The organism is Chitinophaga sp., from assembly GCF_017745275.1.
In the GTDB taxonomy this organism is placed as follows: Bacteria; Bacteroidota; Bacteroidia; order Chitinophagales; family Chitinophagaceae; genus Chitinophaga.
Genome location: NZ_JAGHZS010000001.1, coordinates 247,286 through 271,845, shown reverse-complemented (window position 1 = coordinate 271,845; position 24,560 = coordinate 247,286). Strand labels below are relative to the sequence as shown.

19 protein-coding genes and 2 tRNA genes are annotated in these 24,560 nt (G+C 43.1%); 11 read left to right on the top strand and 10 right to left on the bottom strand.

Annotated features, from left to right (window positions below; genetic code table 11):
* Complete coding sequence (locus J7623_RS01200; RefSeq protein WP_291916278.1) at positions 1-1,470, bottom strand: DUF3375 domain-containing protein; 1,470 nt, start codon at positions 1,468-1,470, stop codon at positions 1-3.
* Positions 1,471-2,174: 704 nt separating this feature from the next.
* Complete coding sequence (locus tag J7623_RS01195; protein ID WP_291916275.1) at positions 2,175-3,536, bottom strand: Fic family protein; 1,362 nt, start codon at positions 3,534-3,536, stop codon at positions 2,175-2,177.
* Positions 3,537-3,816: 280 nt separating this feature from the next.
* Here J7623_RS01195 and J7623_RS01190 point away from each other — a divergent pair, with 280 nt between their 5' ends.
* Positions 3,817-4,440, top strand: a complete 624-nt coding sequence (locus tag J7623_RS01190) for a hypothetical protein (RefSeq protein ID WP_291916272.1) — start codon at positions 3,817-3,819, stop codon at positions 4,438-4,440.
* A 135-nt stretch (positions 4,441-4,575) separates the two neighbouring features.
* Here the strand turns inward: J7623_RS01190 and J7623_RS01185 are convergent.
* From J7623_RS01185 to J7623_RS01175, 3 genes are all read right to left on the bottom strand, one after another.
* A tRNA-Leu gene (locus J7623_RS01185) sits at positions 4,576-4,661 on the bottom strand.
* Positions 4,662-4,681: 20 nt separating this feature from the next.
* Positions 4,682-4,754: transfer RNA gene (locus tag J7623_RS01180), tRNA-Gly, on the bottom strand.
* A 141-nt stretch (positions 4,755-4,895) separates the two neighbouring features.
* Positions 4,896-5,735 (bottom strand): hypothetical protein, encoded by an 840-nt coding sequence (locus tag J7623_RS01175; RefSeq protein ID WP_291916269.1) that lies wholly within the window; start codon positions 5,733-5,735, stop codon positions 4,896-4,898.
* A gap of 147 nt (positions 5,736-5,882) precedes the next feature.
* Between J7623_RS01175 and J7623_RS01170 the strand changes: the two genes are divergently transcribed.
* The 3 genes from J7623_RS01170 to J7623_RS01160 all read left to right on the top strand — a co-directional run bounded on the left by J7623_RS01170 (position 5,883) and on the right by J7623_RS01160 (position 8,348).
* Positions 5,883-6,893 (top strand): DUF3667 domain-containing protein, encoded by a 1,011-nt coding sequence (locus tag J7623_RS01170; RefSeq protein ID WP_291916268.1) that lies wholly within the window; start codon positions 5,883-5,885, stop codon positions 6,891-6,893.
* 8 nt (positions 6,894-6,901) lie between these two features.
* The gene (locus tag J7623_RS01165) at positions 6,902-7,681 is read left to right on the top strand and encodes an enoyl-CoA hydratase-related protein (RefSeq protein ID WP_291916265.1); all 780 of its coding nucleotides are present in this window, start codon (positions 6,902-6,904) and stop codon (positions 7,679-7,681) included.
* A 142-nt stretch (positions 7,682-7,823) separates the two neighbouring features.
* Positions 7,824-8,348: a hypothetical protein gene (locus J7623_RS01160; protein ID WP_291916263.1), complete on the top strand. Its 525-nt coding sequence runs from the start codon at positions 7,824-7,826 to the stop codon at positions 8,346-8,348.
* Between the two features lie 110 nt (positions 8,349-8,458).
* Here the strand turns inward: J7623_RS01160 and J7623_RS01155 are convergent, their stop codons facing one another.
* Entirely contained in the window at positions 8,459-10,732 is a 2,274-nt protein-coding gene (locus J7623_RS01155) for a Tex family protein (RefSeq protein ID WP_291916260.1), read from the bottom strand.
* A 302-nt stretch (positions 10,733-11,034) separates the two neighbouring features.
* On the opposite strand from J7623_RS01155, the gene mazG reads away from it, so the two are divergent.
* Genes mazG through J7623_RS01135 form a run of 4 tightly spaced genes read left to right on the top strand, consistent with a single transcriptional unit; the run spans position 11,035 to position 17,096 of the window.
* Positions 11,035-11,805 carry a nucleoside triphosphate pyrophosphohydrolase gene (mazG, locus tag J7623_RS01150; RefSeq protein WP_291916257.1) on the top strand — a complete coding sequence of 257 codons (771 nt, stop codon included), beginning with the start codon at positions 11,035-11,037 and terminating at the stop codon, positions 11,803-11,805.
* A gap of 18 nt (positions 11,806-11,823) precedes the next feature.
* Positions 11,824-15,627, top strand: a complete 3,804-nt coding sequence (locus tag J7623_RS01145) for a HAMP domain-containing sensor histidine kinase (protein WP_291916255.1) — start codon at positions 11,824-11,826, stop codon at positions 15,625-15,627.
* Positions 15,628-15,660: 33 nt separating this feature from the next.
* Positions 15,661-16,278 (top strand): helix-turn-helix domain-containing protein, encoded by a 618-nt coding sequence (locus J7623_RS01140; protein WP_291916252.1) that lies wholly within the window; start codon positions 15,661-15,663, stop codon positions 16,276-16,278.
* Positions 16,173-17,096 (top strand): IS3 family transposase, encoded by a 924-nt coding sequence (locus J7623_RS01135; protein ID WP_366838372.1) that lies wholly within the window; start codon positions 16,173-16,175, stop codon positions 17,094-17,096. The genes J7623_RS01140 and J7623_RS01135 overlap by 106 nt, the downstream gene beginning before the upstream one ends.
* A gap of 104 nt (positions 17,097-17,200) precedes the next feature.
* Here the strand turns inward: J7623_RS01135 and J7623_RS01130 are convergent, their stop codons facing one another.
* The 4 genes from J7623_RS01130 to J7623_RS01115 form a co-directional block, all read right to left on the bottom strand.
* A complete protein-coding gene (locus J7623_RS01130) occupies positions 17,201-17,884 on the bottom strand; it encodes an outer membrane beta-barrel protein (RefSeq protein ID WP_291916250.1) in 684 nt (227 codons plus the stop codon).
* A gap of 168 nt (positions 17,885-18,052) precedes the next feature.
* Positions 18,053-18,670: a porin family protein gene (locus tag J7623_RS01125; RefSeq protein ID WP_291916248.1), complete on the bottom strand. Its 618-nt coding sequence runs from the start codon at positions 18,668-18,670 to the stop codon at positions 18,053-18,055.
* A gap of 134 nt (positions 18,671-18,804) precedes the next feature.
* Complete coding sequence (locus J7623_RS01120) at positions 18,805-19,515, bottom strand: porin family protein (protein ID WP_291916246.1); 711 nt, start codon at positions 19,513-19,515, stop codon at positions 18,805-18,807.
* A gap of 112 nt (positions 19,516-19,627) precedes the next feature.
* On the bottom strand, positions 19,628-21,034 hold the full coding sequence (locus tag J7623_RS01115; protein WP_291916242.1) for a TlpA family protein disulfide reductase: 1,407 nt from the start codon (positions 21,032-21,034) through the stop codon (positions 19,628-19,630).
* 119 nt (positions 21,035-21,153) lie between these two features.
* On the opposite strand from J7623_RS01115, the gene rlmD reads away from it, so the two are divergent.
* From rlmD to J7623_RS01100, 3 genes are read left to right on the top strand one after another with little or no spacing between them, the layout of a single operon-like run.
* A complete protein-coding gene (rlmD, locus tag J7623_RS01110; protein WP_291916239.1) occupies positions 21,154-22,569 on the top strand; it encodes a 23S rRNA (uracil(1939)-C(5))-methyltransferase RlmD in 1,416 nt (471 codons plus the stop codon).
* A gap of 6 nt (positions 22,570-22,575) precedes the next feature.
* Complete coding sequence (locus tag J7623_RS01105; protein ID WP_291916237.1) at positions 22,576-23,403, top strand: rhomboid family intramembrane serine protease; 828 nt, start codon at positions 22,576-22,578, stop codon at positions 23,401-23,403.
* 47 nt (positions 23,404-23,450) lie between these two features.
* Complete coding sequence (locus J7623_RS01100; RefSeq protein ID WP_291916235.1) at positions 23,451-24,383, top strand: rhomboid family intramembrane serine protease; 933 nt, start codon at positions 23,451-23,453, stop codon at positions 24,381-24,383.
* The last annotated feature ends 177 nt before the right edge of the window (positions 24,384-24,560 follow it).

The following is a 24,560-nucleotide window of genomic DNA, read 5'->3' as shown; positions in this document are numbered from 1 at the left end:
CTATTTTGGGGGCCTAGTATATATAATCATTGGTACATTTACCTTCCTATTATTTATCCAGATAGGGTCGTTAATTTCATCTAAAATAAGATGTTGATCAGAACTACTGGCAATGGATACATAACCAATTACCTCGCTCAGGCCGTTCTGTATGGTATATTTATCAATTATCTGCTTTAATGTAACTTGATTGGTTTCTCCAATAAGCATGGAGTCAATATTTTGTTGTAGTTTCTTTTTGTCAATGGTAAATTGATCAAACAAGGCTCTAAGATTAACGTCTTCAGAAAGATTGCCACCAACACCATCTGGATAGATAGTGTTGATGTTTATTTCTTTTCCGTCATGTAATTCCCAACGGTTAAATAAAGCAATATCAGACTCCATTTCGATCGAAATAAAGGCATCGTCTTTTAGCTTGGTTTCAACCAGATCATAGGCCATTTTCCTAATATCATTTATCAAATCTAATGCACGCCGGCGTTCTAATAAATTTTTCTCCGAAAGAACCCGACTTATTTTTTCACTTAATTTTTGGTTAGAATCGATTACTCGACGACCAGATGTATATAGGTATCTTTTAATGTATCTTAAAAAACGATCATTATTAAAATCAATTTCCCTATCTTGTAGTAATTGATATAATTTGTCGGTCAATTCCATGAATTCCTGCTGTTTTTTTTCATCCATCAGAAATTCCCAAAATGCTTTGAAGCTTTTTCCCTGATCTTTATTTTCAATTTCATCAAGTGCATCTAAGGCATATACTAATAAAGAGCCTTTGACAATATCTTTTTCTGTGTATTTGCGTTGTACTTCTTTTCTGATTTGTTCGAAATTCTGTTCCACTTCTGCAAAATCATTCAGGAGTTCTCTTGCCATTTTATTTAAGTTGTAGAATTCCTCCTTTATTTCAGTATTGTCGGAGAAGGTCGGTTGCTTTCCCAATTTTAGAAGATTAATTTCATTCTCAATCTCCCATTTTTTTTGCTCCAACTTCTGTATACGTAGTTCTGTATTTTCTGTATTTTGCTCAATTATTGTTTTAAGCTTAAAGAATATATCCCTAAACCTACTATTGGCTCCAATATGATCCGGTCTGTCTAGGCTTTCCAACCAGTCAAATACTTTAATAGTATCAGTAGTAAGTTCATGAAGATCTTCACCAGAGTCATTAGGATATTTCCTGAGAAAACCTGCATTACTCCATTTATCAATATATTGGGATGCCTTTTGAGAATAGTCGTCAAATAACGTATTGTTATCTAGTTCGTCATCTCTTTGTGAATATTCTAAGTCCTCCATGAAGGACTCCAGTTTATTTCTTAGCTCATGATTGCTAATAGTAGTGATGTGAGACTGACGGAAAACCTTCTGGAAAAAGGAAAGCATAAATGGGGCGCTCCCAGCGCGGAGGATGATTAGTGGGCGTGCAGTTTTAAATTGTAAGGATAGTTTCTCAAACGTCATATCCCTAATATAACATTTTCAATTGATTATTACATCTATATACCTATAGAGACTATCATACAGATTCATCTTGGTTTTGTTCAATATAATAGAAGTGAAAATTGGTTTTTTAGATCATTATTAATTCATTCTCCGTGAACCATTTTTGGCTGAGCATATCTTGCTTAGCTAAGTCCGGCTCCTTAGTGTAAATGACTATAGCAAGACTTTTTTCAGCTCTACTACATCCTACGTAGAACAGGCACAATGTTCTGTCAATACTCGTCTCTTTGGATTCTTTTTGACTTTTTATGTCCGTTTCTGAAAGATCTTTAACTCCGAATAACTTTTCATAGCTGAATAGAAATCCCCTGGCATCTTCATCATCAAGAAATTACCAGTACTGGATATGCTCAATAGCGGAGGAGAAATTGATGCATTTGAAAGAGTTGTTTACTACATACAGAAAGGCGGAAAAAATTAAACTAATGAAACTGATTTTTCCGGAGGCACCTCGTGTTTGCCGGCACTGATAGTATTGTTATTTGTAAGGCGCAGTAGCTATTATCGAATCTTGCACAAACAAAAAAGGCAACGCTCACGCGTTGCCTTTTAAAATTTTCAGAACGCCAGTTTTGATTGTGTACCCCAGATGGGAGTTATTTGGAAAATGTTATTTCATTCTTATCCGAAATCCGTGGTATTATGATTACGATCACGGATATTTAATTTTTCCACTCTTTCTGCCATTTCTTGAATTCAGAGGGGCGAACCATATATCTGGCGAAATTCCCTTCATGCAGCGATAGTAATTCTGTTTCTACCACCTCGATTAACTTAGGTCTATCCATCTCAGGCAACTCCTGGGCCTGATCTTGCAAGTATGGCTCTACTTTGGATTTAGTCATTGCCTCGGATATTATTTTACGGATAATGGAACGGATTTGATCGCGATATTTCAGCCGGAATGGATCTGGCTCGCCGAGAGATTGTCTGAGTGCCGAGTATTGGGCCGCTGAGCGCTCATAAGCCCAGAGAAAGACATCCTTTAGTAGTTCTACGCTGTTAAGCTCATAAACCCCGATCAGGCCTTTTGTATACAATTCGTTCGGAACATCAATAAAGGATAAAGGAGCCAGATTATGCTTATTCAATGAAATGTTAGAAGCTAATCTGGATACTCTTTTATTTACATCATCGAAAGGCTGTAAATAAGGTATATGTACCATAATGAAAAATGCCTGTTCAAAGGGATTCTCGATTTGAGAGACTTTATCAAGTATCAGATCAAACATTTCTTCAATGAGCTGTGGAACAGCTAGTGGAGTATAAACGCTGTTTTGAATGCCTACTGGAATATGTCTCAATCTTCCTGATGCAGCAGGATTAGGTAAAAGGTTGTTAGAAAGGAGAGAGTGAAGGTTTAACAGGGTATACCTGTTAAATCCAATTTCATCTGCTAATTGCACAATAAATTCAATAGCATCCTTGTGATTTAGGATCATTTGAGCCTCTTTCGCGGATTTGTTATCTGCGATATGTCCGGAAGAAATCAGTCGTTCGGTGTCGAGAAGGGAATAAGTGTTACCTTCCAGGCGGCTGGAGTTCCAGGATAAGTCTATCAATAGTCTATTCAGGATTTCTTTCGCATAGGTACCTGCAGGTTCATTTAGTCTGGCAGTATTACCTAACACCGCCAGCTTTTGCAGTTCTGTTGGAGATAGATAATTAGTGATATTCGGCTGATACTTCTCCAGAAAACTGCGATTATAGCCAACTGGAGCACGTTGCTGGATCGGCTTTTGGACAATTGAAAGAATCTCTTGTGCCGGATTAGATAGTAGAATATCGGAGGACTGGATCTTCTTTTCTTCCAAATATTGATCGGCCAAGTGATAACGTAGGTTGCGAGTTGCGCCAGATATTATTATTTCACCTGATTTTCTCATAGTTTCTAACCTTCGTTGAAATGTACGACGATTCAACACCAATCCGCTTGATGAGATAATATCTTCAAGAGTAGCGCCATCAGGAAATTCTTGAATTGCTTTCACAATAGCAGTTTTTTCAGGAGTGGAGAAAGCCATGATTATTATAATATTTGTTTGAATTTACGACAAAAAAATGTCGTTAAATTATTTTGCGACATTTTTTTTGTCGTAAATATTTATAAAGCGGATATTTCAGCCAAGTTTAAATTTTTTCAGATAAAGCCCACATCTCAAATAGCTTTCAATATTTGGTTTTACTACTATGGAACGCTAAGTTATAATACATAAATATTGTAATTTCAATTTTTGAGAATTTTAGTTTATCTCATCCATTTATGGATTTTATCTGAGTATTTACCCAAAAAATTTGTTTGTTATGAATTTGAAAAATTGGAGTAGCATCTATGAATATTGGATTTCTTTGAATGTTCCTGATGTGACGTTTATTAAATTTAATCGTGAAAAGCATTCGCCGCATTCTCCTTGGTTTGAAAAAAATAGACAAGCTCAATTTTACTTTTCGGAAAATCCCATTTTGAATACAGGTGCTCATCTGGGACGTTATTTAAAAGACAAACCTAAGGAGTTAATAGCTGCATATAAAATATTTGCTTTTTTAAGATTTAATCAACTAGATGATTCCTTTAATTTTATTATTGACGAGCCGTTTAAAAAATTCAATGAGAATTATCGTGATTGGTGGAATGCCAGCGCAAAGCATATATTTCCATATTATAGTAGCATCAATCATCACTATTTTCCACGTTCATTTGAAGAGCGAAAGAAAATCCAGATAACATCTATTATAGATGCAGCTGCACAAGCTTGGACTGATATCGCAAATGAATGGGCTTTGATTATTATTCCTGGCTATATGGATCGTAATAGCAACGAACTGGGAGAATATTGGGATGCTGTAAAAAAGGAAGAGGATGAAAGAGAGTTCAGAGAATATTTAAGATTAAAGAAAAAGTATGAGGCACGAAATAATGAAGTATGAAACAAAAGATATTAGATAACCGATGAAAATAACTCTTTTAGAGAGTAAGTAGAAAATTGGATTCATTCATAACAAAAAAGGCACCAACTATCGTCGATGCCTTTTCTCAAAACTTAAGAGCGTCCGCTCTAAAAGTACCCCAGATGGGAGTCGAACCCACACTTGCATTGCTGCAAACGGGATTTTAAGTCCCGCGTGTCTACCAATTCCACCACCAGGGTGTGTAGGGAATTTTACACTGAGCGAAAGACCGGGCTCGAACCGGCCACCCCGACCTTGGCAAGGTCGTGCTCTACCAAATGAGCTACTTTCGCTTGAAATGAAGAACTTTACAACGTTTTCAGCTATCAGCTTTTTTCGTTGGGATTGCAAAGATAGGATTCTTTTTGAAGTTGCAAAATTTTTTTCTGCCTGAACTGAAATATTTTATAAATCTCTTTTTTTCTAAACTGTTTTTACGGATTCAGATCATAGCTGTATTTCACCATTCCTAACATCTCTTTTCCTTTGCCATAGCAGGTTTCCCTCAAAGGTAACCCATTCGGCTGATATTCATATGCCCAGATCGTATAAGACGACGTTTGTGCGTTCACGGTAGTCATCTTTGTTACCTGGCCCTGCGCATTATACTCAAAAATATAATCCGGCAACATCCGTTTCTTCGCAGGCTGATAACGATATACATCTGTCAGATGCCCGGATTTATCGTAGTTGTAGTAAGTCCGTTTACGCTGACGTTGATCAAACTCCTCTATAACATGACCAAGACTATCTGTTTTAAATGCAATTACGGTAGAATCACTGCCGTTCCCTTTCTTCTGTATCATTTGCTGCAGTCGGCCGGCCGCATCATAGCTATAGCTCCGCGTTTCATCAAAACGCATCTTGCTCTGTAACGCAATCGATGTGCTGCTGATATATTGCAGCTGACCCTCGTTGTTATACCGGTATAAAGTAGTGGTCACACTGGCAGAAGAGCTGTCTACTGTTTTGGTGAGCTGCCCCTTGGTGGAAAAAGAAGAGGTCATCGCTGAATAGCCGGTTGCACTGGACTGCGTTTGCGACCGCATCTGGTGGTAGGTAGGGCTCAGATTACGTTCACAACGGAAGTCCGGATCTATTTCCAGGCTGGCGTCCAGCGTCTGTACCTTCTGGGTCTTCACCTTGTTGCTTTTCAGCAGCGCCATCGTGGCAATAGTCTGTTGCGTATTGTAGATATCCTGGAAGTAATATTGACAAAACCCCCTGCCTGCAAAGGCCAGCATCCCTAGTGCCAGTAGAATCGTTTTCTTCATGAATGTAAAAATCGCTGATTTTTAATTGTGACAAAGGTAAAACGCAAAAATCATATTAAAATTTTTTAACCGTATGGTTCTGGCGGATAATTCGTAATTTCTTCTTTATCTTGTATACTTTTTGAGTACAACAACCATCTAAATCACTTGAAAACACAACCTTTACGAGAGGATAAACACTGTCTGAACTGTGGCACAGAAGTTCCTGAGCGTTTTTGCACCCATTGTGGGCAGGAAAATACAGTACCTCATGAAACTTTTGGCCACCTTTTTAAGCACTTTGTAGCCGATATTTTCCATTATGATTCTCAGTTCCTGATGACGCTGAAATCCCTGCTTTTCAGGCCAGGATTCCTTTCCAGGGAATATATGGCTGGCAGGAGAGTACGTTATGTAAACCCAATCAAACTATACGTCTTCGTTTCTTTCGTCTTTTTCTTTGGCGTTTTTGCCCTTCATTCCAGTCACCCTGAAGAAGAAGAGCCGGAAACAGCAGAGACAAGGTCTGACAACGCTGCCACTAAGGCGGAGGGAGATACCATCAGGAATTTAACACTGAATGAAGGTCTTGATCAGGCCTTCGCCGGGGATTCATCGGCGAAAACAAAGAAGATAAAAAGATTAGCCGAAGATGCCGGCAACTTTAGTTCCGTGAAAGCATTTGACTCCGCACAGGCGAAGCTGCCGGAAAGCGAACGTTATCACGGTGCGTCACGACTTTTCTTCCGGCGCATAGCGGAAATCCGTCATAAATATGGGAAAAATATCCAGGCAGCTATCGTGGAAATATTCATGCATAACCTGCCAAAGTTGATGTTCCTGATGCTACCACTGTTTGCATTGTTTATGAAATGGCTGTATGATAAGAAAAGATGGCTCTATGCGGACCATGCTATCTTCGCTATTCACTTTCATTCTTTTGCCTTTATAGTACTCCTGGTTGGGTTTTTATGGGAAGCTATTTTCCATAGCGATCTGTTCATGACTATCGCATACTGGCTGATCTTCCTTTACCTGATACGGGCGTTGATGAACAACTACAGCCAGGGCTTCTTCAAGTCGTTCTGGAAAGCCGTAGGCTTGCTCACCGCTTATTTTGCGGCAGCTGTATTCGTATTTTTAGGCTTCCTGTTCCTTATTTTTAGCATATTTCTTTAACTTTAAAGATGAACCCGGAATACATTATCATACACCAGCAAGTGGCGCCTTTTGTAGCCCACATCCAATTAAACCGCCCCAAAGAACTGAATGCATTGAACCTGCAACTCATGGGAGAACTGAGAGATGCACTGAAAATGCTGGATGCTGATGAACAGGTGAGGGTGATTGTACTCAGCGGCAACGAAAAAGCTTTCGCAGCAGGCGCAGATATTAAGCAGATGGCCGATAAAACGGCCATGGACATGTATAATATCGACCAGTTCAGTACCTGGGATGCCATCAAAAAAATAAAGAAACCTATCATTGCGGCAGTCAGCGGCTTCGCCCTCGGTGGTGGTTGTGAGCTCACCATGCTGTGCGATATGATCGTGGCCAGCGAAACTGCCCGCTTCGGACAACCGGAAATAAAACTGGGCGTAATGCCCGGTGCCGGCGGTACCCAACGATTGACCCGTGCCGTGGGAAAAGCCCTGGCCATGGAAATGGTACTCACCGGTCGCTTTATTACCGCACAGGAAGCATTACAAGCCGGCTTAATTAATCGCGTGGTGCCTGTAGAGCTCTTCCTGAAGGAAGCCGTGAAGTTGGCCAGCGAAACCGCTGCCATGAGCCCTGTCGCCCTTAAAATGGCCAAAGAGGCAGTGCTAAAAACATTCGATTCTTCCCTGGAAGAAGGATTACATTTTGAACGTAAGAATTTTTATCTTCTCTTTGCATCTGAAGATCAGAAGGAAGGCATGCAGGCTTTTATGGAAAAAAGGCCCGCTGTATTTAAAGGAAAGTAACACCCATTTTATTGAAAACCATTAAACTTTTTTGTTATCTGACTTGTTAACCTTCCACTGACACATTTTACTGTAGCTGCCGGGAAAGTGGTACCCGCTGGCTTCTGTGAGCCCCGTTACTATCAAAAAATAAAATTTAACCATGAGTGTGAAACGGATTCGGGTAGCGTCACTGTTACCTTTAACCTTCCTTGTAGCCGCCTGTAATGGCCCGGCCCGGCAAATAAGATCAGTGGAGTTGGCAGACCAAACTAATTTACCACACACAGATACAATGATCGCCGGCGGCGATGCGATTCAAACAGACCTTGTAGCTTCCTGGAACAGCTTCCTCAGCTACGATGGCAAGTACGCCATGGAAAATGGCCTCTTCGATAATGAACCACTTAAAACCCGCTTTAACACCCTCATTGGCAAAGCCAAAAAATCTTTCTTTGAACGATTTAAGGTAACACCACCCGTGGAAGTGGAAAATAAAATTCTTTTTAATGAAGGCTATATGCCCGGTAAATCAGGCTATGATGAAGCCGTTATTGCAGTAGACCTGGACCGCGATATTATCTACCTTGGCTTCACCGTCAACAGGAGCCTCATGCTCTTCAGCGAAAAAGGAGATACCGATTACCCGGAAAAATTCCTGCAATGGATGCAGAAATATGAACGATAGCAGAAAGCGTAAAGCATAAAGCAAAAAGCTATTGTAGCGAATGATTAAAGCGTATATCCGCTCTTTTCATTCGCTACAATAGCTTTTTGCTTTATGCTTTACGCTTTCTGCTAATTATCAAATTTGTTCTTCAGCGCTGCCAGCTTCGCCTGGAAGTCATTCAATGGCGCTTCTTTCGCTGCAGGCTTATTACCACGCACTTCTTTACGCGGTTCTGACCTACGCTCTCCACCTTGTGAAGATCTGTTACCACCGCCTTTCTCATTATCTTTCATAGATAAAGAAATACGCTTACGGGCCACATCTATTTCCAATACCGTTACCTGTACCTTCTGATTCAGCTTTACTGCTTCATTAGGATTGCTGATAAATTTATTGGAAAGATGGGAAATATGCACCAGCCCATCCTGTTTTACACCGATATCCACGAAGGCGCCAAATGCAGTAATATTCGTTACTACGCCTGGTAGTACCATACCTGGTTTTACGTCTTCCATTTTGTGAATACCTTCTGCATATTCAAAAATCGAAATCTCGTCGCGGGGATCGCGGCTGGGCTTCGCCAGCTCTTTTAAGATATCTTCCAAAGTAAGCAAACCTACTTCCGCACTCACATAATCTTTTGGATTAATCTGCTTGCGTACTTCTTCTTTCGCCATCAGATCCTCCACAGTGCTGTGTTGCTTCTGTGCCATTTCCCTGATCAGGTCATAGCGCTCAGGATGCACCGCCGAATTATCCAATGGGTTGTCACCATTCTCAATACGAAGGAAGCCCGCGCATTGCTCAAAAGCTTTGTCGCCCAAACGATGTACTTTCTTCAACTGCATACGGTTACTGAAAGCACCGTTTTCTTTACGATACTTGACGATATTTTCTGCCAGGGAAGGACCCAGACCGGAAATATACGCCAGCAGGTGTTTGGAAGCCGTATTCAGGTTCACCCCTACATTGTTCACACAACTTACTACTACACGGTCCAGGCTCTGCTTCAGTGACGACTGGCTCACATCATGCTGGTACTGACCCACGCCAATAGCCTTCGGATCTATTTTTACCAGTTCAGCCAGCGGATCAATCAGGCGGCGACCAATAGATACCGCACCACGTACCGTTACATCGAAGTCGGGGAACTCTTCCCGCGCTACTTCAGACGCAGAATATACAGAGGCGCCACTTTCGTTCACCATGAATACATTGATTTTTTTACCAAAATCAATCTTCTTCACAAATTCTTCTGTTTCACGGCCTGCGGTGCCATTACCTACGGCAATCGCTTCCGTTTCATATTTCACAGCCCACTTCTTCAGCAGGGCTTCTGCATCATCTCTCTTGTAATTCTTTTCCAGCGGGTAAATCACATCATTATCCAGCATATTACCCTGGTTGTCCAGCGCTACCACCTTACAACCTGTTCTGTAACCCGGATCGATGGCAATCACACCTTTAGGGCCCAGTGGCGCTGCCAGCAGCAACTGGCGCAGGTTTTCAGCAAATACCTCGATGGCTTCACTATCTGCTTTTTCTTTCGCTACCGCCCTGAATTCATTTTCCAGGGATGGACGCAGTAAACGTTTGTACGCATCTGCTGCCGCTTTGGTCACCTGTTCCGCCGCTTTACCTTTACCCGTTACAAATTGTTTGTTGATCAGCGCATTCGCTTCTTCTTCTTCAGGCGCAATAGAGCTAAACAAAATACCTTCGTGTTCTGCGCGTAATATCGCCAGTACACGGTGGGATGGCATCTCCCGCAGGTCTTCCGAAAACTCGAAATAGTCTTTATATTTATCGCCTTCCGCTTCCTTACCTTCTACTACTTTAGAAGTCAGCTTGCCGGTATTGGCAAATAATTTACGCAGTTTGTCGCGGCATTCGGCATTTTCATTGATCCACTCGGCAATGATATCCCGCGCACCTTTCAGGGCTTCTTCAGAAGTAGCTACCTGCTCATTGATAAATGTTTCCGCCGTGTCAACATCTCCATCCTGCTGCTCAAACAACAGTTTGGCCAATGGCTCCAGACCTTTCTCAATGGCCACTGTAGCACGTGTTTTACGCTTCGGTTTATAGGGAAGGTATATATCTTCCAACTCCGCTAACACCCAGGTTTGCTCTAATTTCTCCAGCAACTCAGGCGTCATTTTTTCCTGCTCGGTGATCGTTTTGATAATAAATTCGCGGCGATCATCTACTTCCTTGTAGCGCTTCTGCAAGTCTTCAATACGGCCTATCTGCACCTCATCCAGACTACCTGTTACCTCTTTACGATAACGGCTGATAAAGGGTACCGTAGAGCCTTCAGATAAAAGGGTCATAGTATTTTCTGCCTGTTTGCCGGAAATACCTAACTCCGATGAAATAAGCGCAATGTGTTTCGGATTCATAAATCAGTACATTTTTGGGATCTTTTGATTATAAGATTTTTAGAAAGATATTATCGCAGTAAAAATGCACTGCCACAACAAAATCCCATCGTCTCAAAACCATGAAATCACTACCATTTTATAGCTCGCAAATGTAATTAAAATGGGCTTTTTACCAAGAAAAAGAATTCCCCAACCAGCTTTTAGCTTTTAGCCGTTAGCTTTTAGCCCATAGTAAATACTGTAAACGGTCTTCGGGGCATTTGCTAAAAGCTGACAGCTAATGGCTAAAAGCTAAAAAATGATCCCTATTTTTACAAAATATGGAAAAGACAGCCACATTTGATCGCCTCCTGCAGATCATGGACGATTTAAGGGAAAAATGCCCCTGGGACCGCAAGCAAACCATTCAAACGCTTCGGCAGCTCACCATCGAGGAAACTTATGAGCTGGCAGACGCCATTACCGACGAAGACTGGAAATCAATTAAGGAAGAATTGGGCGATATTCTCCTGCATATCGTGTTTTACGCTAAAATAGGCGCAGAACAGCAAAAGTTTGATATCAATGATGTCATCAATGGCGTGTGCGATAAACTCATCCACCGTCACCCTCATATCTACGGCGATGTGAAAGCCGAAACAGAAGACCAGGTAAAGCAAAACTGGGAAAAACTCAAACTGAAAGAAGGTAAGAAGTCCGTTCTCAGTGGCGTACCTGTGTCGCTCCCTGCCCTCGTTAAAGCTATGCGCCTCCAGGAAAAAGCCAAACAAACCGGCTTTGAATGGGACAATACCAGCCAGGTATGGGAAAAGGTAAAGGAAGAAGTGGATGAGCTGGAAGAAGCCGTTAATAAAGGGAATAAAGATGCTATGGAAGATGAATTTGGCGATGTGATGTTCTCCCTCGTCAACTATTCCCGGTTCCTTGATATAGATGCGGAAAATGCACTGGAACGTACCAATAAAAAGTTCCAGCGCCGCTTTCAGGCCATGGAAGCCCTGGCATTGCAACAGGGACGCACACTCAATGACATGACTTTAACGGAAATGGATACACTCTGGAACCAGGTGAAAACCACAGAGCAATTGTAAATTTCATAACCACTCGCATTGATCGATACTAAAGAAATACGGCTTTTTTTCCTGCGGCATGGCTATCTCCTGATCATCGCGGCCTGGTTGTTTACCTTCGCCTTCCTGTTCAGTAACTACTGGTCCTACTATTCCTCGCCACAGGGCGTGAAACGCAGTATGGAAAAAAGTATCCAGCAACGGGAAAAAGAATTCATTAGGCTGGCGAAAGACACCAGTCTCTCCACCTCCCTGTTTCAACGCAGCTATAGCGAACAAACACTCGACCGCCTCACCAACCTGGAATATTACATCTTCGCCTACGATTCCAGCAGCAGTGGCATCTGGCTCACCTTCTGGAATACCAGCCAGGTACAACCGGAAGAACTCCAAACAACACTCGCAGATGGCTCCCGCTTTATGAAGCTGAAAAACGGCTACTACGAGGTAGTGACCCGCAAAGTGAAGTCGGCTTCCGGCCACGGACAGTACCTGGTAGGAGTCATCCCTGTTCGCCTGGAATATGCTATCAAAAATAATTACCTCGTTAGCCATTTCTATCACAAGGAAGAACTGGGCGAAGAGTACAGCATTCTGCGGGAACAACCCGCCCTGATGCTGCCGGAACACACCACTTTTGCCGTGAATAACGGCGACGGAGAAACGCTATTCTATCTCGATTACAACAGTGGCATGCACGTACATCCACCCAATAACCTGAGTGTGTTGTTGCGTGTACTGGGATGCCTTTGTGTACTGATATTCCTGAATCTCTTCGCCACACTACTGGCTAAAACAACGAATCCACTGTATGGCTTCCTGTTCCTGCTGCTGGTGGTGTTTGGACTTCGCGTACTCAGTTACGTATACCCGTTTCCGTTTAACCTGAAGGAACTGAACATTTTTGATCCCCGTATCTACGCAAAAGATGAGATCTTTTATTCGCTGGGGGATCTGCTGATCAACGTACTGCTTACTTTCTGGATGATCCTCTTCTTCCGGGAACACGTGAAAACCATCAATCCGCCTGTACTTAAAAAACGATGGGCGCAGAGCGTGGTGATCATTATTGCCAGTCTCATTTTATACCTGGTAGAACAATTCCTGGCAGACCTGATCCAAAGCCTGGTGATAGATTCCAAAATATCTTTTGATGTCACCAATTCCTTCAGCATTACAGAATATAGTGTCATCGGCTTTGTGGTCCTGGGCTTCATTTCGTTCAGCTTTTTATTCTTCTCCCAGATTATTAACTACCTGCTGAATGAGCTCACCAATTTCCAGTATCGTACCAAATACATCTGGCTGGGTGCCGTAGGAATTATCTGGCTGCTGGTACGGGTACACAACCCGGAATTGCCGTTCTCTATTTCCATGGTGGTTTGGCTGCTGGCCTACATTGTATTACTCGACTTCCTGGCCGATCGCTTTGAAAGCAGCATGGCCACCGTGCCGTTCCTGTTCTGGCTCTTCCTGCTCACTGTCACCACCTCCGGGGCACTGGTACACTATAATAACCACAAGGAAGTATTGGCCCGCCAAAAGTTGGCGGAAGACCTGTCCAGGCAAAAAGATCCTTACCTGGAAATGTTGTTGAATGATATAGGAAGAAAGATTGAGCACGATGAAACCATCCAGTATTTTTTCCAGGACAGCGTGGGAAGGGAGCAAAGCAAGGCGCGGTTCGACAGCCTCCTGCTGCAGAAATATTTCCAGGGCTACCTGAGCCGCTTTCGCGTAAATATTTACGCCTACGATGAAAACGGCGCATCACTGTTTGGCTCAGATACCATGAGCCTGCCCACTTTCAATAAGCTGATGTTCTCTGAATCCACGCCATCACTGGTGCCGGGAAACGATCTCTATTACTACGAACGCAGCTTTAATGATTACAGCTACATTGCCAAGAAGGAATTTCATAAACCCACCGGCGATATCAGTGGCTGGCTGGTGTATACATTGGTGCCCAAGCCCGTCAGCAGCGACCGGCTTTACCCGGAACTACTGGTAGAAGGAGACCTCGCTGACCCGGGCCGTGAATACGCCGGCGCCTATTCTTATGCAGTTTATGATAAAGGTATACTCGTTACCAATAACAATGATTTCCCATTCCCTATCCGCCTCTATCCGCATGATCTGCCACTGTCGGATGTGTCGGTGATATCTATCAAAGGCTATTCTGAATTATTATATCGCGCCTCGCCGGACAAGGTAGTAATGGTGGTAAAAGAGAACAGGATGTTTGTGGAATTCATTACGCTCTTTGCATACATGTTCTGCCTGTTCCTGCTCATAGTGGCCGTATATAAGGTGTTCGACCTGCTCATTAAAGCAAGGATGCGGATCAGTAATTTACGTACACTCATCAACGTGAGTATCCGTAAAAAGGTGCATGGTACTATCATCTTTGTTGTCATCTTTTCATTCCTCATCCTGGCCATTACCACGATCAAGTTCTTTATTTATCGCTCAGAAGCACAGAACCGTGAGCGATTGGGTAAAACAATGCGGGAAGTAGCCAAAGATGTGGAGAAGGTGTTCGAGAATCAGCGCGACCTGGACCAGGTAGGGGATATCTACGATTCTGAGCTGATGAAGAAGCTGTCAACGTCGCTGGGAGATATCGCCAACGAACGGGCACTGGATATCAATGTATACGACCGGGATGGAAATCTGCAGTTAACTACGCAGCCTATGATGACCGACAAAGGGCTCATTTCCGCGAAAATGGATCCACAGGCTTATTACCGGTTATTCCGGATGGAGCAAATCCAGTTTATACATACGGAATACATTGGCGTGATGCCATTCCTGTCGGGTTATATGCCGTTGCGTAATCATGATACGCATGAAGTGATTGCTTACCTGAACGTCCCTTATTTTGCCACGCAAACGGAACTGAATGAGCAGATATCCAGCTTCCTGGTAGCGTTGATTAACTTCAACGCTTTCATTTTCCTCATTGCAGGGATGGTGGCCCTGTTGATTACCAACTCTATTACCCGTTCATTCTCACTGGTCACAGAAAAACTGCGCCACGTAAACCTCGGGCAACGTAATGATGAAATTGAATGGGATAAAGATGATGAAATTGGCGCGCTGGTAAAAGAATACAACAAGATGGTGCGTAAGCTGGAAGTGAGCGCGGTGCGGTTGGCGAAGAGTGAGCGGGAGGGAGCCTGGCGTGAAATGGCGCGGCAGGTAGCCCATGAAATCAAGAATCCGCTGACGCCAATGAAGCTGAGCATACAATACCTGCAGCGTGCTATTGCCAACGACTCACCCAATGTGAAGGAGTTGTCGCGCAACGTAGCGGGTACGCTGGTTGAGCAAATAGAACACCTGTCGAATATAGCCTCCGACTTCTCGGCCTTTGCCCGTATCGGTGAGCCTAATAATGAAGAGGTGCTGATCAATGAAGTATTGCATTCGCTGACTTCTCTTTACCAGGGGCACGAAGATTGTGAGGTTACCTATGTAGAACCGGAGCAGGACTACTTTGTATTTGCCGATAAAACCCAGATGAACCGGCTCTTTACCAACCTGTTGCTCAATGCTATTCAGGCCATTCCGGACGACCGGAAAGGGCAGATTATAGTAAAATTATGGGCTACCGCAGATCATAACGTAATTATCAGTGTGGCAGATAATGGAGAAGGTATTTCTACGGAAGTGCAGTCGCGCATCTTTGTGCCAAACTTCACTACCAAATCATCCGGTACTGGGCTGGGGCTGGCGATGTGTAAAAATATTGCGGAGCAGGCGAGGGGAGAGATCTGGTTTGAAACCAAGCTGAATGAAGGAACTACATTCTATGTGAAGTTGCCGTTGGATATGAAATAGAGCAGAAAGCAGAAAGCGTAAAGCAAAAAGCTATTGAAGCGATTGACAGAAGTGGATATTGAAATGCCCCCTAAAAGTTGGACACTTTTAGGGGGCATTTTTATGGCAGGAAAGACAAAATTCAGTTTAAAACAGAAGCTGTCAGCAGTGCATGCAGTTATCTCAGGTAAAGACCATATAGCATCAGCGGCTCGTAAGCTAGGGACAACAGATGTATCCGTTCAGCGATGGTTACAGCTTTACAAGTATCATGGAATAGCAGGTTTGCAACCTCGTGCAGGTGTTACCTATAGTGGAGAGTTTAAACTCGAAGTTATCCGAACCGTATTCCAAAAGCGATTATCTTTAATGCAGGCAGCGATGTTATTTGGCATCGCTCAGGATCATACAGTTGGCATATGGCTAAGGCAGTATGAACGTGAAGGGGCTGCAGGTTTACTTAAGAGTAAACGAGGTTTAAAAAAGAATCAAATGGGAAAAAAAAGTAAGGCGAATGAAATAATAACGGACCCCGATAAGGCAAAGTTGGCCGCTTTAGAGGCCGAATTGCAATATCTGCGGACCGAAAATGCACTTTTAAAAAAGTTAAAGGCCTTAATTCAAAAAGAACAAGCCGGTCAAAACAAGCGGCAGAAGCCATCAGGGAATTAAGGCCTTCTTATCCATTTAACTTACTGCTAAAAGCAGCGGGTATGGCACGCAGTACATATTATTACTGTCTGAAACTATCAGCGCAGCCTCAAAAGCACGCGGCATTAGAAACGGAGATCATGGCTGTTTATCATCGTCATAAAGGCAGATACGGTTACAGGCGCATAACCAGGGATATAAAGAAGACAGGCAAAATGGTTAATCATAAGACAGTACTAAAAATCATGCGATCCCGTAATATCAAAAGCCTGGTTAGAGTGAAAAAGTATAAGTCATATAGAGGAGAGCAAGGTAGAATAGCGCCCAATCTCTTAATGCGGAACTTCAAAGCAGAAAAGCCTTGTCAGAAATGGGTTACTGATGTAACAGTGTTTTCAATCGGGGATAAAAAGCTGTATTTTTCTCCAATAATGGACCTATACAATGGGGAAATAATAAGTTATAACATATCGGAACGTCCAACATTTAGTCAAATTGTTGATATGTTACAAAAGGCTTTTGTCAGGCTACCAAAGAAAAATAATCTGATATTGCACTCCGATCAGGGCTGGCAGTATCAGATGAAGCAATATCAAGCGATTCTTCGAGACAAGAAAATTAAACAAAGTATGTCTGCAAAAGGAAATTGTCTGGATAATGCAGCGATGGAAAGTTTTTTCGCTATCCTCAAAACAGAACTATTTTATCTTGAAAAATTTGATTCGATATCAGCTTTAAAGCAGGGACTAATTGAATATATACACTATTATAACAACGACAGGATCAAATTGAAACTAAACGGCTTGAGCCCAGTTGAATACCGAACTCAAGCCGCATAATTTTTAAACGTTTAAAAAAAGTCTAACCTTTAGGGTGCACTTCACTATAAAATCGCTTTGATCATTCGCTATAATAGCTTTCTGCCTTCTGCTTTCTGCTCAAATTACCAGTCTTCGCGGTCAAATATAAACCCAAGGCTTACGCCCCAATAGCGATTGTTTAAATTGTTCGTTGATTTATCCAGATTCATCAGTCCATAGCCATAATGGCCGGTCAATGTAAGAAAACAATTCAACTCCACGCCGGCAGTAAAGTTCAGCCCTGCATCCCAGCGTTGGATATTCATGCCGGTACCAAAAATATTAGGAGATGACTTAAAATCTATGCGCTTCGATCCGGAAGACACCTGTCCGCCGGCATCAATAGCCTCCAGCTTATAATCGCCGCGTACACAATAAGCGGCATAAGGCCCTGCACCTACCAGGAGCTTTCCAAAGCCTACCGGTACCTTATAAACAAAATTTACAGGTAACTCCAGATATCGCAGCGTTAATTTGGTGGCGCCGGAAGTGAACAGATCCGGATGAGGAGAGATGTAATTCAGGTTTGCCCCTTTTACAATATAGCTGGCACCTGGTTGCAGATACCCTCCCTTAAACAAGGGAATATTTAAATAGGTACCCACCTGCCAACGGTCCTGGTGAGAGGTTCCCGGGGCAGTGCTATGCTCTGGAACCGCTAGCCCGGCATTTACGTAGCCACCACGTATGCCTAAGCTTACCTGGGCATGAGAATTGGAAACAACAAACAGCAGCAGTGCTGCACATAGGAGTGTAAAAAACTTCATCAGTAGTTCGGTACTAAAAGATTATAAATATTCACTGTGACACACGATTTGGGGAAAAGTCTTAATGCTCAGCTGGTTACTGCCGCTAAAGTATAAAAAGGTTTTGATAAAAATAAAAAACCACCCGGATTTACCGGGTGGTTAATAAAGAATTCATTTTGCGGGGGCTTATTTTCCACCAAATTTATATCCTACAGATACTCCGAAGGAGGTATTTTTAAATTTACGGTCGTTGCTGGTGTTATCAGCAGTATTAATAAGGCCAAGGTCTGTGTTCAAGCCAAAATAAAGCCCCATAGGCATTTCATAGCCTACATTAATACCGGCACCGGCATCAAAACGTTTTTGTTTGGAGAATCCAGCCTTGTCGTCATATACGTCAACGTCGCCAAGTAATGGAACATCCTTCATTTTACCGCTGATTCCATAGGCGAAATAAGGACCGGCAGACAATACCAGTCTACCACTACCAACTTCTGGTTTAAACATAAAGTGAACAGGCAGCTCCAGGTAAGATAGCGTTGTTTTTATATCTGAATTTTTTGCCTTGCCACCTTTACCGGAATACAATAATCCTGTTCCAATAAAAAAATCATCTCCCAATGGAAGATCTGCAGTAACACCGGCTCTTACTCCAACAAGGAGATTGCTTGTTTCTTTTGAAGAACCTGATGCTTTTCCTGTAATGCTGGAAAACTGCGGGCCTGCAACGATACCCCATTTAGTTTGACCAAAAGAAAGACTGGCTACTAATAAAGCCGCTGCAGATAATAATACCTTTTTCATGTGTGATGTAATTTGATGAATAGTAAAGCGGTGCCACAGGTGAGGCACCGCCTCCTAATTTTTTTGATTGCCAACTAAAAATGAACCTGTTTTTTTGCTTGCTGCTGTTATTACAACTTATTCAATGAATTGTTTTACTTTCCTCCAAACAGGTAACCAACGGATACACTGAAAACACGGTTTTTACCTTTGTCATCTGTACTGTTGTCCTGTCCGGAGCGGATCTTAGCAAATCCAATACCATACTGTGCTGAAATCAGGAAATTGTGTAATTCCGCACCCACCTGTACGTTACCTCCCCAGTCGAAACGTTTAAACTTGTCGAAGCCCTGGTTGGGGTCTCCGTTGTTAAAAGGCGTATCATCGTCCCATTTAATACTGGAGGAAGAACTGGAAGATCCTACACTGGTAATGGTTTCCCACTTGTTTTTCCCGGCTACGCCAAATGCGAAATAGGGTCCTACTCCTGCAAATAACCGGGCATTTTCACCGATGGGTAATTTGCCGACGAAATTCAATGGAATTTCTATGTAAGATGGCGAAGAAGTAAACTTAGTGTACGGTGTAGTTGGTGTGATATGGTCTTTATCCCCTACTTCGAATTTAGTACCCTTAGTAGTATAAAATACTCCCGGCTGAAACGATAATATTTTAGGGACTAAAGGTAAATCTGCGATGGCACCTGCATTAAACCCGGATAGTGAACGATCGTTTTTAACACTTCCGGCGTTGTCAGTAGTAATGTTTGAAAGATTCCACCCAGCTTTAATCCCGACCCGGGCCTGCGACATGGCAGCAAAAGATATGCTGAGAGCCGCAACTGATAATAATAACGTCTTCTTCATAATCTTTGGTTTTATGGTCTGCTAGCCCACAGCCAAAGACTATGCCAAAGGATTGTTAAAATACCATAATAGATTGATTATCAAACACAACCACACTTGCCATTTCCTGCCGTTACCGCGAAGCCGCCGCATTTTTTGCGGTGTTTCGATCCAAAAACTCCTGTAATTGCTCCACTCCCAGTTTTTTTGCCACAATCTTCTTTTTATCATCAAGCAGGTAAATCATGGGCGTACTATATACATCGTATAAACGGCGATAATTAGTGGCAGATTGAGGATCAGAACCGTGCACCCAATCACGGAGGTCGTGATCTTTTATGAACTGCAACCACTCTTCCCGGGTACCTTCTGTTTTTACAGCCACCATAGTCACTCCTTTGCTTTTCCAACTGGCCTTGAAAGCTGAATCTAGACGGGGCAGCTCTGTTTTACAATGCCCGCAGGTGGGATCCCAGAAAACCAGGACGGTATACTTCGATTGGGTTTTATATAATGAGAGCATATTGGAAGCAGAATCTTTAAATTCCAGCGGAGCGGCCTGCTTTCCAATCAGGTTAGGCGCCAGGGCATAAGCCCGGTCCACAATTTTATTCAGTTGCTCGTTAGTCAACCAAAAAGCATCCCCGGGTACATAGTATTTCTCCACCAGGTGAACAAATACGGCATCCATTCCCATGTAGGGAGAGCTTTCATAGTTGTAGGTCAGCCACCACAGCACAAATTTGAATGTCTCTTTGCTCTTTCGCGTGCGGGCAATGAGAGCGTCACAATCAACGATAATAGAGTCTGGTGAGGGCATTACCAGTTGCGTAAAATACTTTTTCAACTTTCCTTCCAGGATCGGTGTTCTTACCAACCGGTCACTTTCCAGGTCTACCTCATCCCAATAATGGCTTTTAAAATAGCGATAAGCAAAGGTAGAATCCGCCCCGGCCGGCTGTTGGGGCACTTCCGGTTCTTTCATGGCCAGGAATATGGTGCTTAAGATAGTGCCGGGATGTTGAACGATAAAGTTGCTCCGGAAGTCCTGGATCTTCCTCCCAAGCTCTTTCTGAAGCGGAAGCACTTTTGCCGTATCGGCTGCGGAATGGGCTGCCTGCAACTGTTGCTGAATATTGCGGCTGAGGGCTTCCTGCTGGAACAGGAATTTATTGTAAGAGAGGAACAGATCATTGTCCGGGCTGCCTTTATATACTGTTTTATTGATCAGGTCAGCGCTATCAAGTGTAACGCTAAAGAATTGTTGTTTATCGATCAGCGTTTCCACATATTTTTCCTTTCCCGGCAATACCAACAGGTAGATGCCTGGCAACAGTTTTTCTTTGCCTTTCAGGATGGCATCGCCGGTGGGGCTTACCTCTGCCGAATCGGCGAGGTAAGTAGATCTGCCCATATAATGGGCAAGAAAGAACTTTCCACCTGTAAAATTCTTCAGTTTAACAGCAATCTGGTATCCCTGTGCCTGCAGGGTAAAGTGGCCTAAAAGGGTGGCTATTAGTGTAACAAATAATTTACGCATAATATTTACAAGCAATATGTAAATGTAAGCGGAAAAAAGTAAAAACCGAAAGCAGTGTGGTGAGTGGTAATTACATGAATTAAGACGAGGATTCAGCATTTCCAATTACCTTTGCAGCCGTGAGGAAAAAAAATGTTGTTTTAGAAAATGTACCTGTTACTGCCTATGCGGCAGAGGGTAAAGCCCTGGCCCGTCACGACGGGAAAGTGATATTTATTGAAGGTGGTGTGGTACCCGGAGATGTAGTGGATGTTCGCCTTAGTAAAAACAAAAAAGACTGGGCAGAAGGGAAAGTGGTCCACTTTCATAGCTATTCTGACAAGCGGGTAACCCCATTTTGCCAGCACTTTGGCATCTGTGGCGGTTGTAAGTGGCAGATGCTTCCTTATTCACAGCAACTGGAATTCAAACAGCAGCAGGTGGCTGACCACCTGCAACGTATCGGCAAACTGGTATTGCCTCCTATGGATCCTATCCTGGGCGGGGTGCACACAGAACATTACCGTAACAAGCTGGAGTTTACTTTTAGCAATAAAGCTTATCTGACCAATGAGGAGATAAAGGCCAATGAAGGGGAAATACCTGTAAAACCCGCACTGGGCTTCCATGTACCCAAATTATTCGATAAGGTCCTTAATATAGACACCTGCTATCTTATGCAGGAACCGGTAAACCTGATCCGTAATACCATTCGTGAATACGCCATTGCGCATGAGCTACCGTTTTACGATATCCGTGCCCAACAAGGCTGGTTACGAAACCTGGTGATCCGCCTGTGTACCACCGGCGAGATTATGGTGAACCTGGTGATCCGTCATGAGGATAAAGAGAACCGGATTGCACTGCTGGATCATTTACTGAAAACGGTTCCCGCTATTACCACACTGCTGTATACCATTAATCCAAAAGGTAACGACACCATTTTCGACCTGGAGCCCAAAGTATATTTTGGTAAAGGATATGCAGAGGAAAAGTTGGAAGACTTTGTATTTAAAATAGGACCTAAATCCTTTTTCCAGACCAACACTTACCAGGGCGAAGTTCTGTATAAGGTAACCAGGGATTTTGCCGGGTTAACAGGAACGGAAACTGTATACGATTTATATTGCGGTACAGGTAGTATCGGCATTTTTGTATCACGCAATGCCGGCAAAGTAGTGGGTATTGAGCTGATAAAAGAAGCCATAGATGATGCGAAAGAAAATGCCGCCCGAAATAATGTTAACAATGCCGAGTTTTTTGCAGGCGACGTAGTTGATATTTGTGATGATGCCTTTTTTGCACACCATGGGCAGCCGGATGTAATTATCACGGATCCACCACGGGCAGGCATGCACGAAAAGCTGGTCAACAAATTGCTTGAAATTGCAGCACCTAAAATTGTATATGTAAGCTGCAACCCGGCAACACAAGCCAGGGACCTGGCTTTGCTGGATGCGCTGTATACAGTGGAAAAGGTTCAGCCAGTAGACATGTTTCCACATACACACCATATTGAGAATGTGGTGTTGTTGAAAAAAAGAGATAATAACTAAGCAACAATGAACGATTACAGGCCCGGAAAATTTCAGTACCTCCCCTTGGTGATCAAAAACCTGATGATCATTAATGGTTTGGTTTGGTTAGTGCAGATTACCCTGCTAAAAAGGTATGATTATGATATGAGTCGTTTATTTGCGCTGCACTATTGGCGCTCTGAACTATTCCGGCCACATCAGCTTGTCACGCATTTATTTCTCCACGACCCGAAGCACTTTACGCATGTGCTCTTCAATATGTTTACATTGTGGATGTTTGGCTCCACGCTTGAAAACATCTGGGGCTCCAAGCGTTTCCTGATTTTCTACATGATTTGTGGTATTGGCGCCGCCCTCTGTTATATGGGAGTGCTGACCTATGAAAACATGAACCTGACCAGGTATGCAGACGCCTTCCTTAGTGATCCCACTTTTAGCAACTTCGTACCACTGGACAACAAATTTGACCTGGGAAGCGTATCGAACTTCGATATGGAGGGGCTCAAAAATGCGTTGGCTAACGGCGATCCACGGGCAGTAGAGATTGCCAAGATATATGTACACGACTATGTAACCTTTTACCGGAATATCCCAACGTTGGGAGCTTCCGGAGCAGTATACGGCATCCTGTTCGCCTTTGGCTTTATGTTCCCGAACAGGTACCTGTATTTCTTTGCCATGTTTCCGATTAAGGCGAAATACGTGGTAGCATTCATGATAGTAGGAGAATTATGGTCTGGTATCCAGAATAATCCGGGCGACAACGTAGCTCACTTTGTTCACCTGGGCGGTGCCCTTTTTGCCTACCTGCTGCTAAGGAACTGGAACAAACACCGAACAGATTTTTATTAATACAACTGTATTAATAACGTATTTTTGTATTGAAAAAATTATGTACCATGCATGCGTTGGAAAAAGAGAAATTGCCCCGCCTCTCTTTAGGAGAAGGACGAAATATGGTGACACAATTGTTGATCGTTAATCTCACTGTTTTTATATTCCTCTTCTTCACCCTTGTGATCTACAAAATGGAGAATGTGGGAGAGCCAAGATTTCATCAGGATATCATGTCCTGGTTAAGGCTTCCGGCCAGCCCGGCTAAACTGTTAACACGTCCATGGACGCTGGTCACCTCCCTGTTTACACATATCAGTGTCTGGCAGGTATTTACCAATATGGTGTGGTTGTGGTGCTTTGGCACTTTTATGCAACACCTGGCCGGCCATCAACGAATTTTACCTTTATATCTTTTCGGTGGTATTGTAGGTAATCTCTTTTATGTAGCAGCTATGGCTGTAATTCCATCCTTCCACGTTATTGCCGGTGCCGAATACTGGCTGGGAGCAGGTGGCAGCATTATGGCAATAGCCGTGGGCGTTACCGCTATTGCACCGCGTTATCGCATCTTCCCTTTACTGGCCGGTGGTATATCCCTCTGGGTGATCACCCTGTTATTTGTTGTACTTTCCGTGGGATCGCTGCTCATGTCATCTGCCTATGGTTATACCTACATTCCTTTATTGGCAGGCGGTGGCATTGCAGGTTTGATTTACATGACACAGTGGAAAAAAGGTAACGACTGGGGCGCTGGTTTTAACAGGCTTGCATTTAAGCTGACACACGTTTTTCATCCGGCCTCCCAACAGGTAAATCCCGACGAGCTTAAAAAAAAGCTGGGAACAGTCGATACTGAGCAACAACCATTCAGACGTATTGGCAAAGTGCCGGAACAACGACTGAATGAAATTCTTGATAAGATCAATGAAAACGGCCTGTCCTCTCTTACTCCTGACGAAAGAGACACTTTAGTCCGGGCAAGCCGAACAGAATAAAAGCATTACGAATTACGAATTCTGAATTACGATAGATGGGAATACAGAAACGGTGTTTATCCGTTCATGTATTCCCATTAATTTTTAATTTAATGGCTGTAATCCGTAATTTGTATTTCGCAACTGCTTGTAAACCCTATGCTACAAAAAATTTTTCGACAGCTTTTGCTTTGGGGT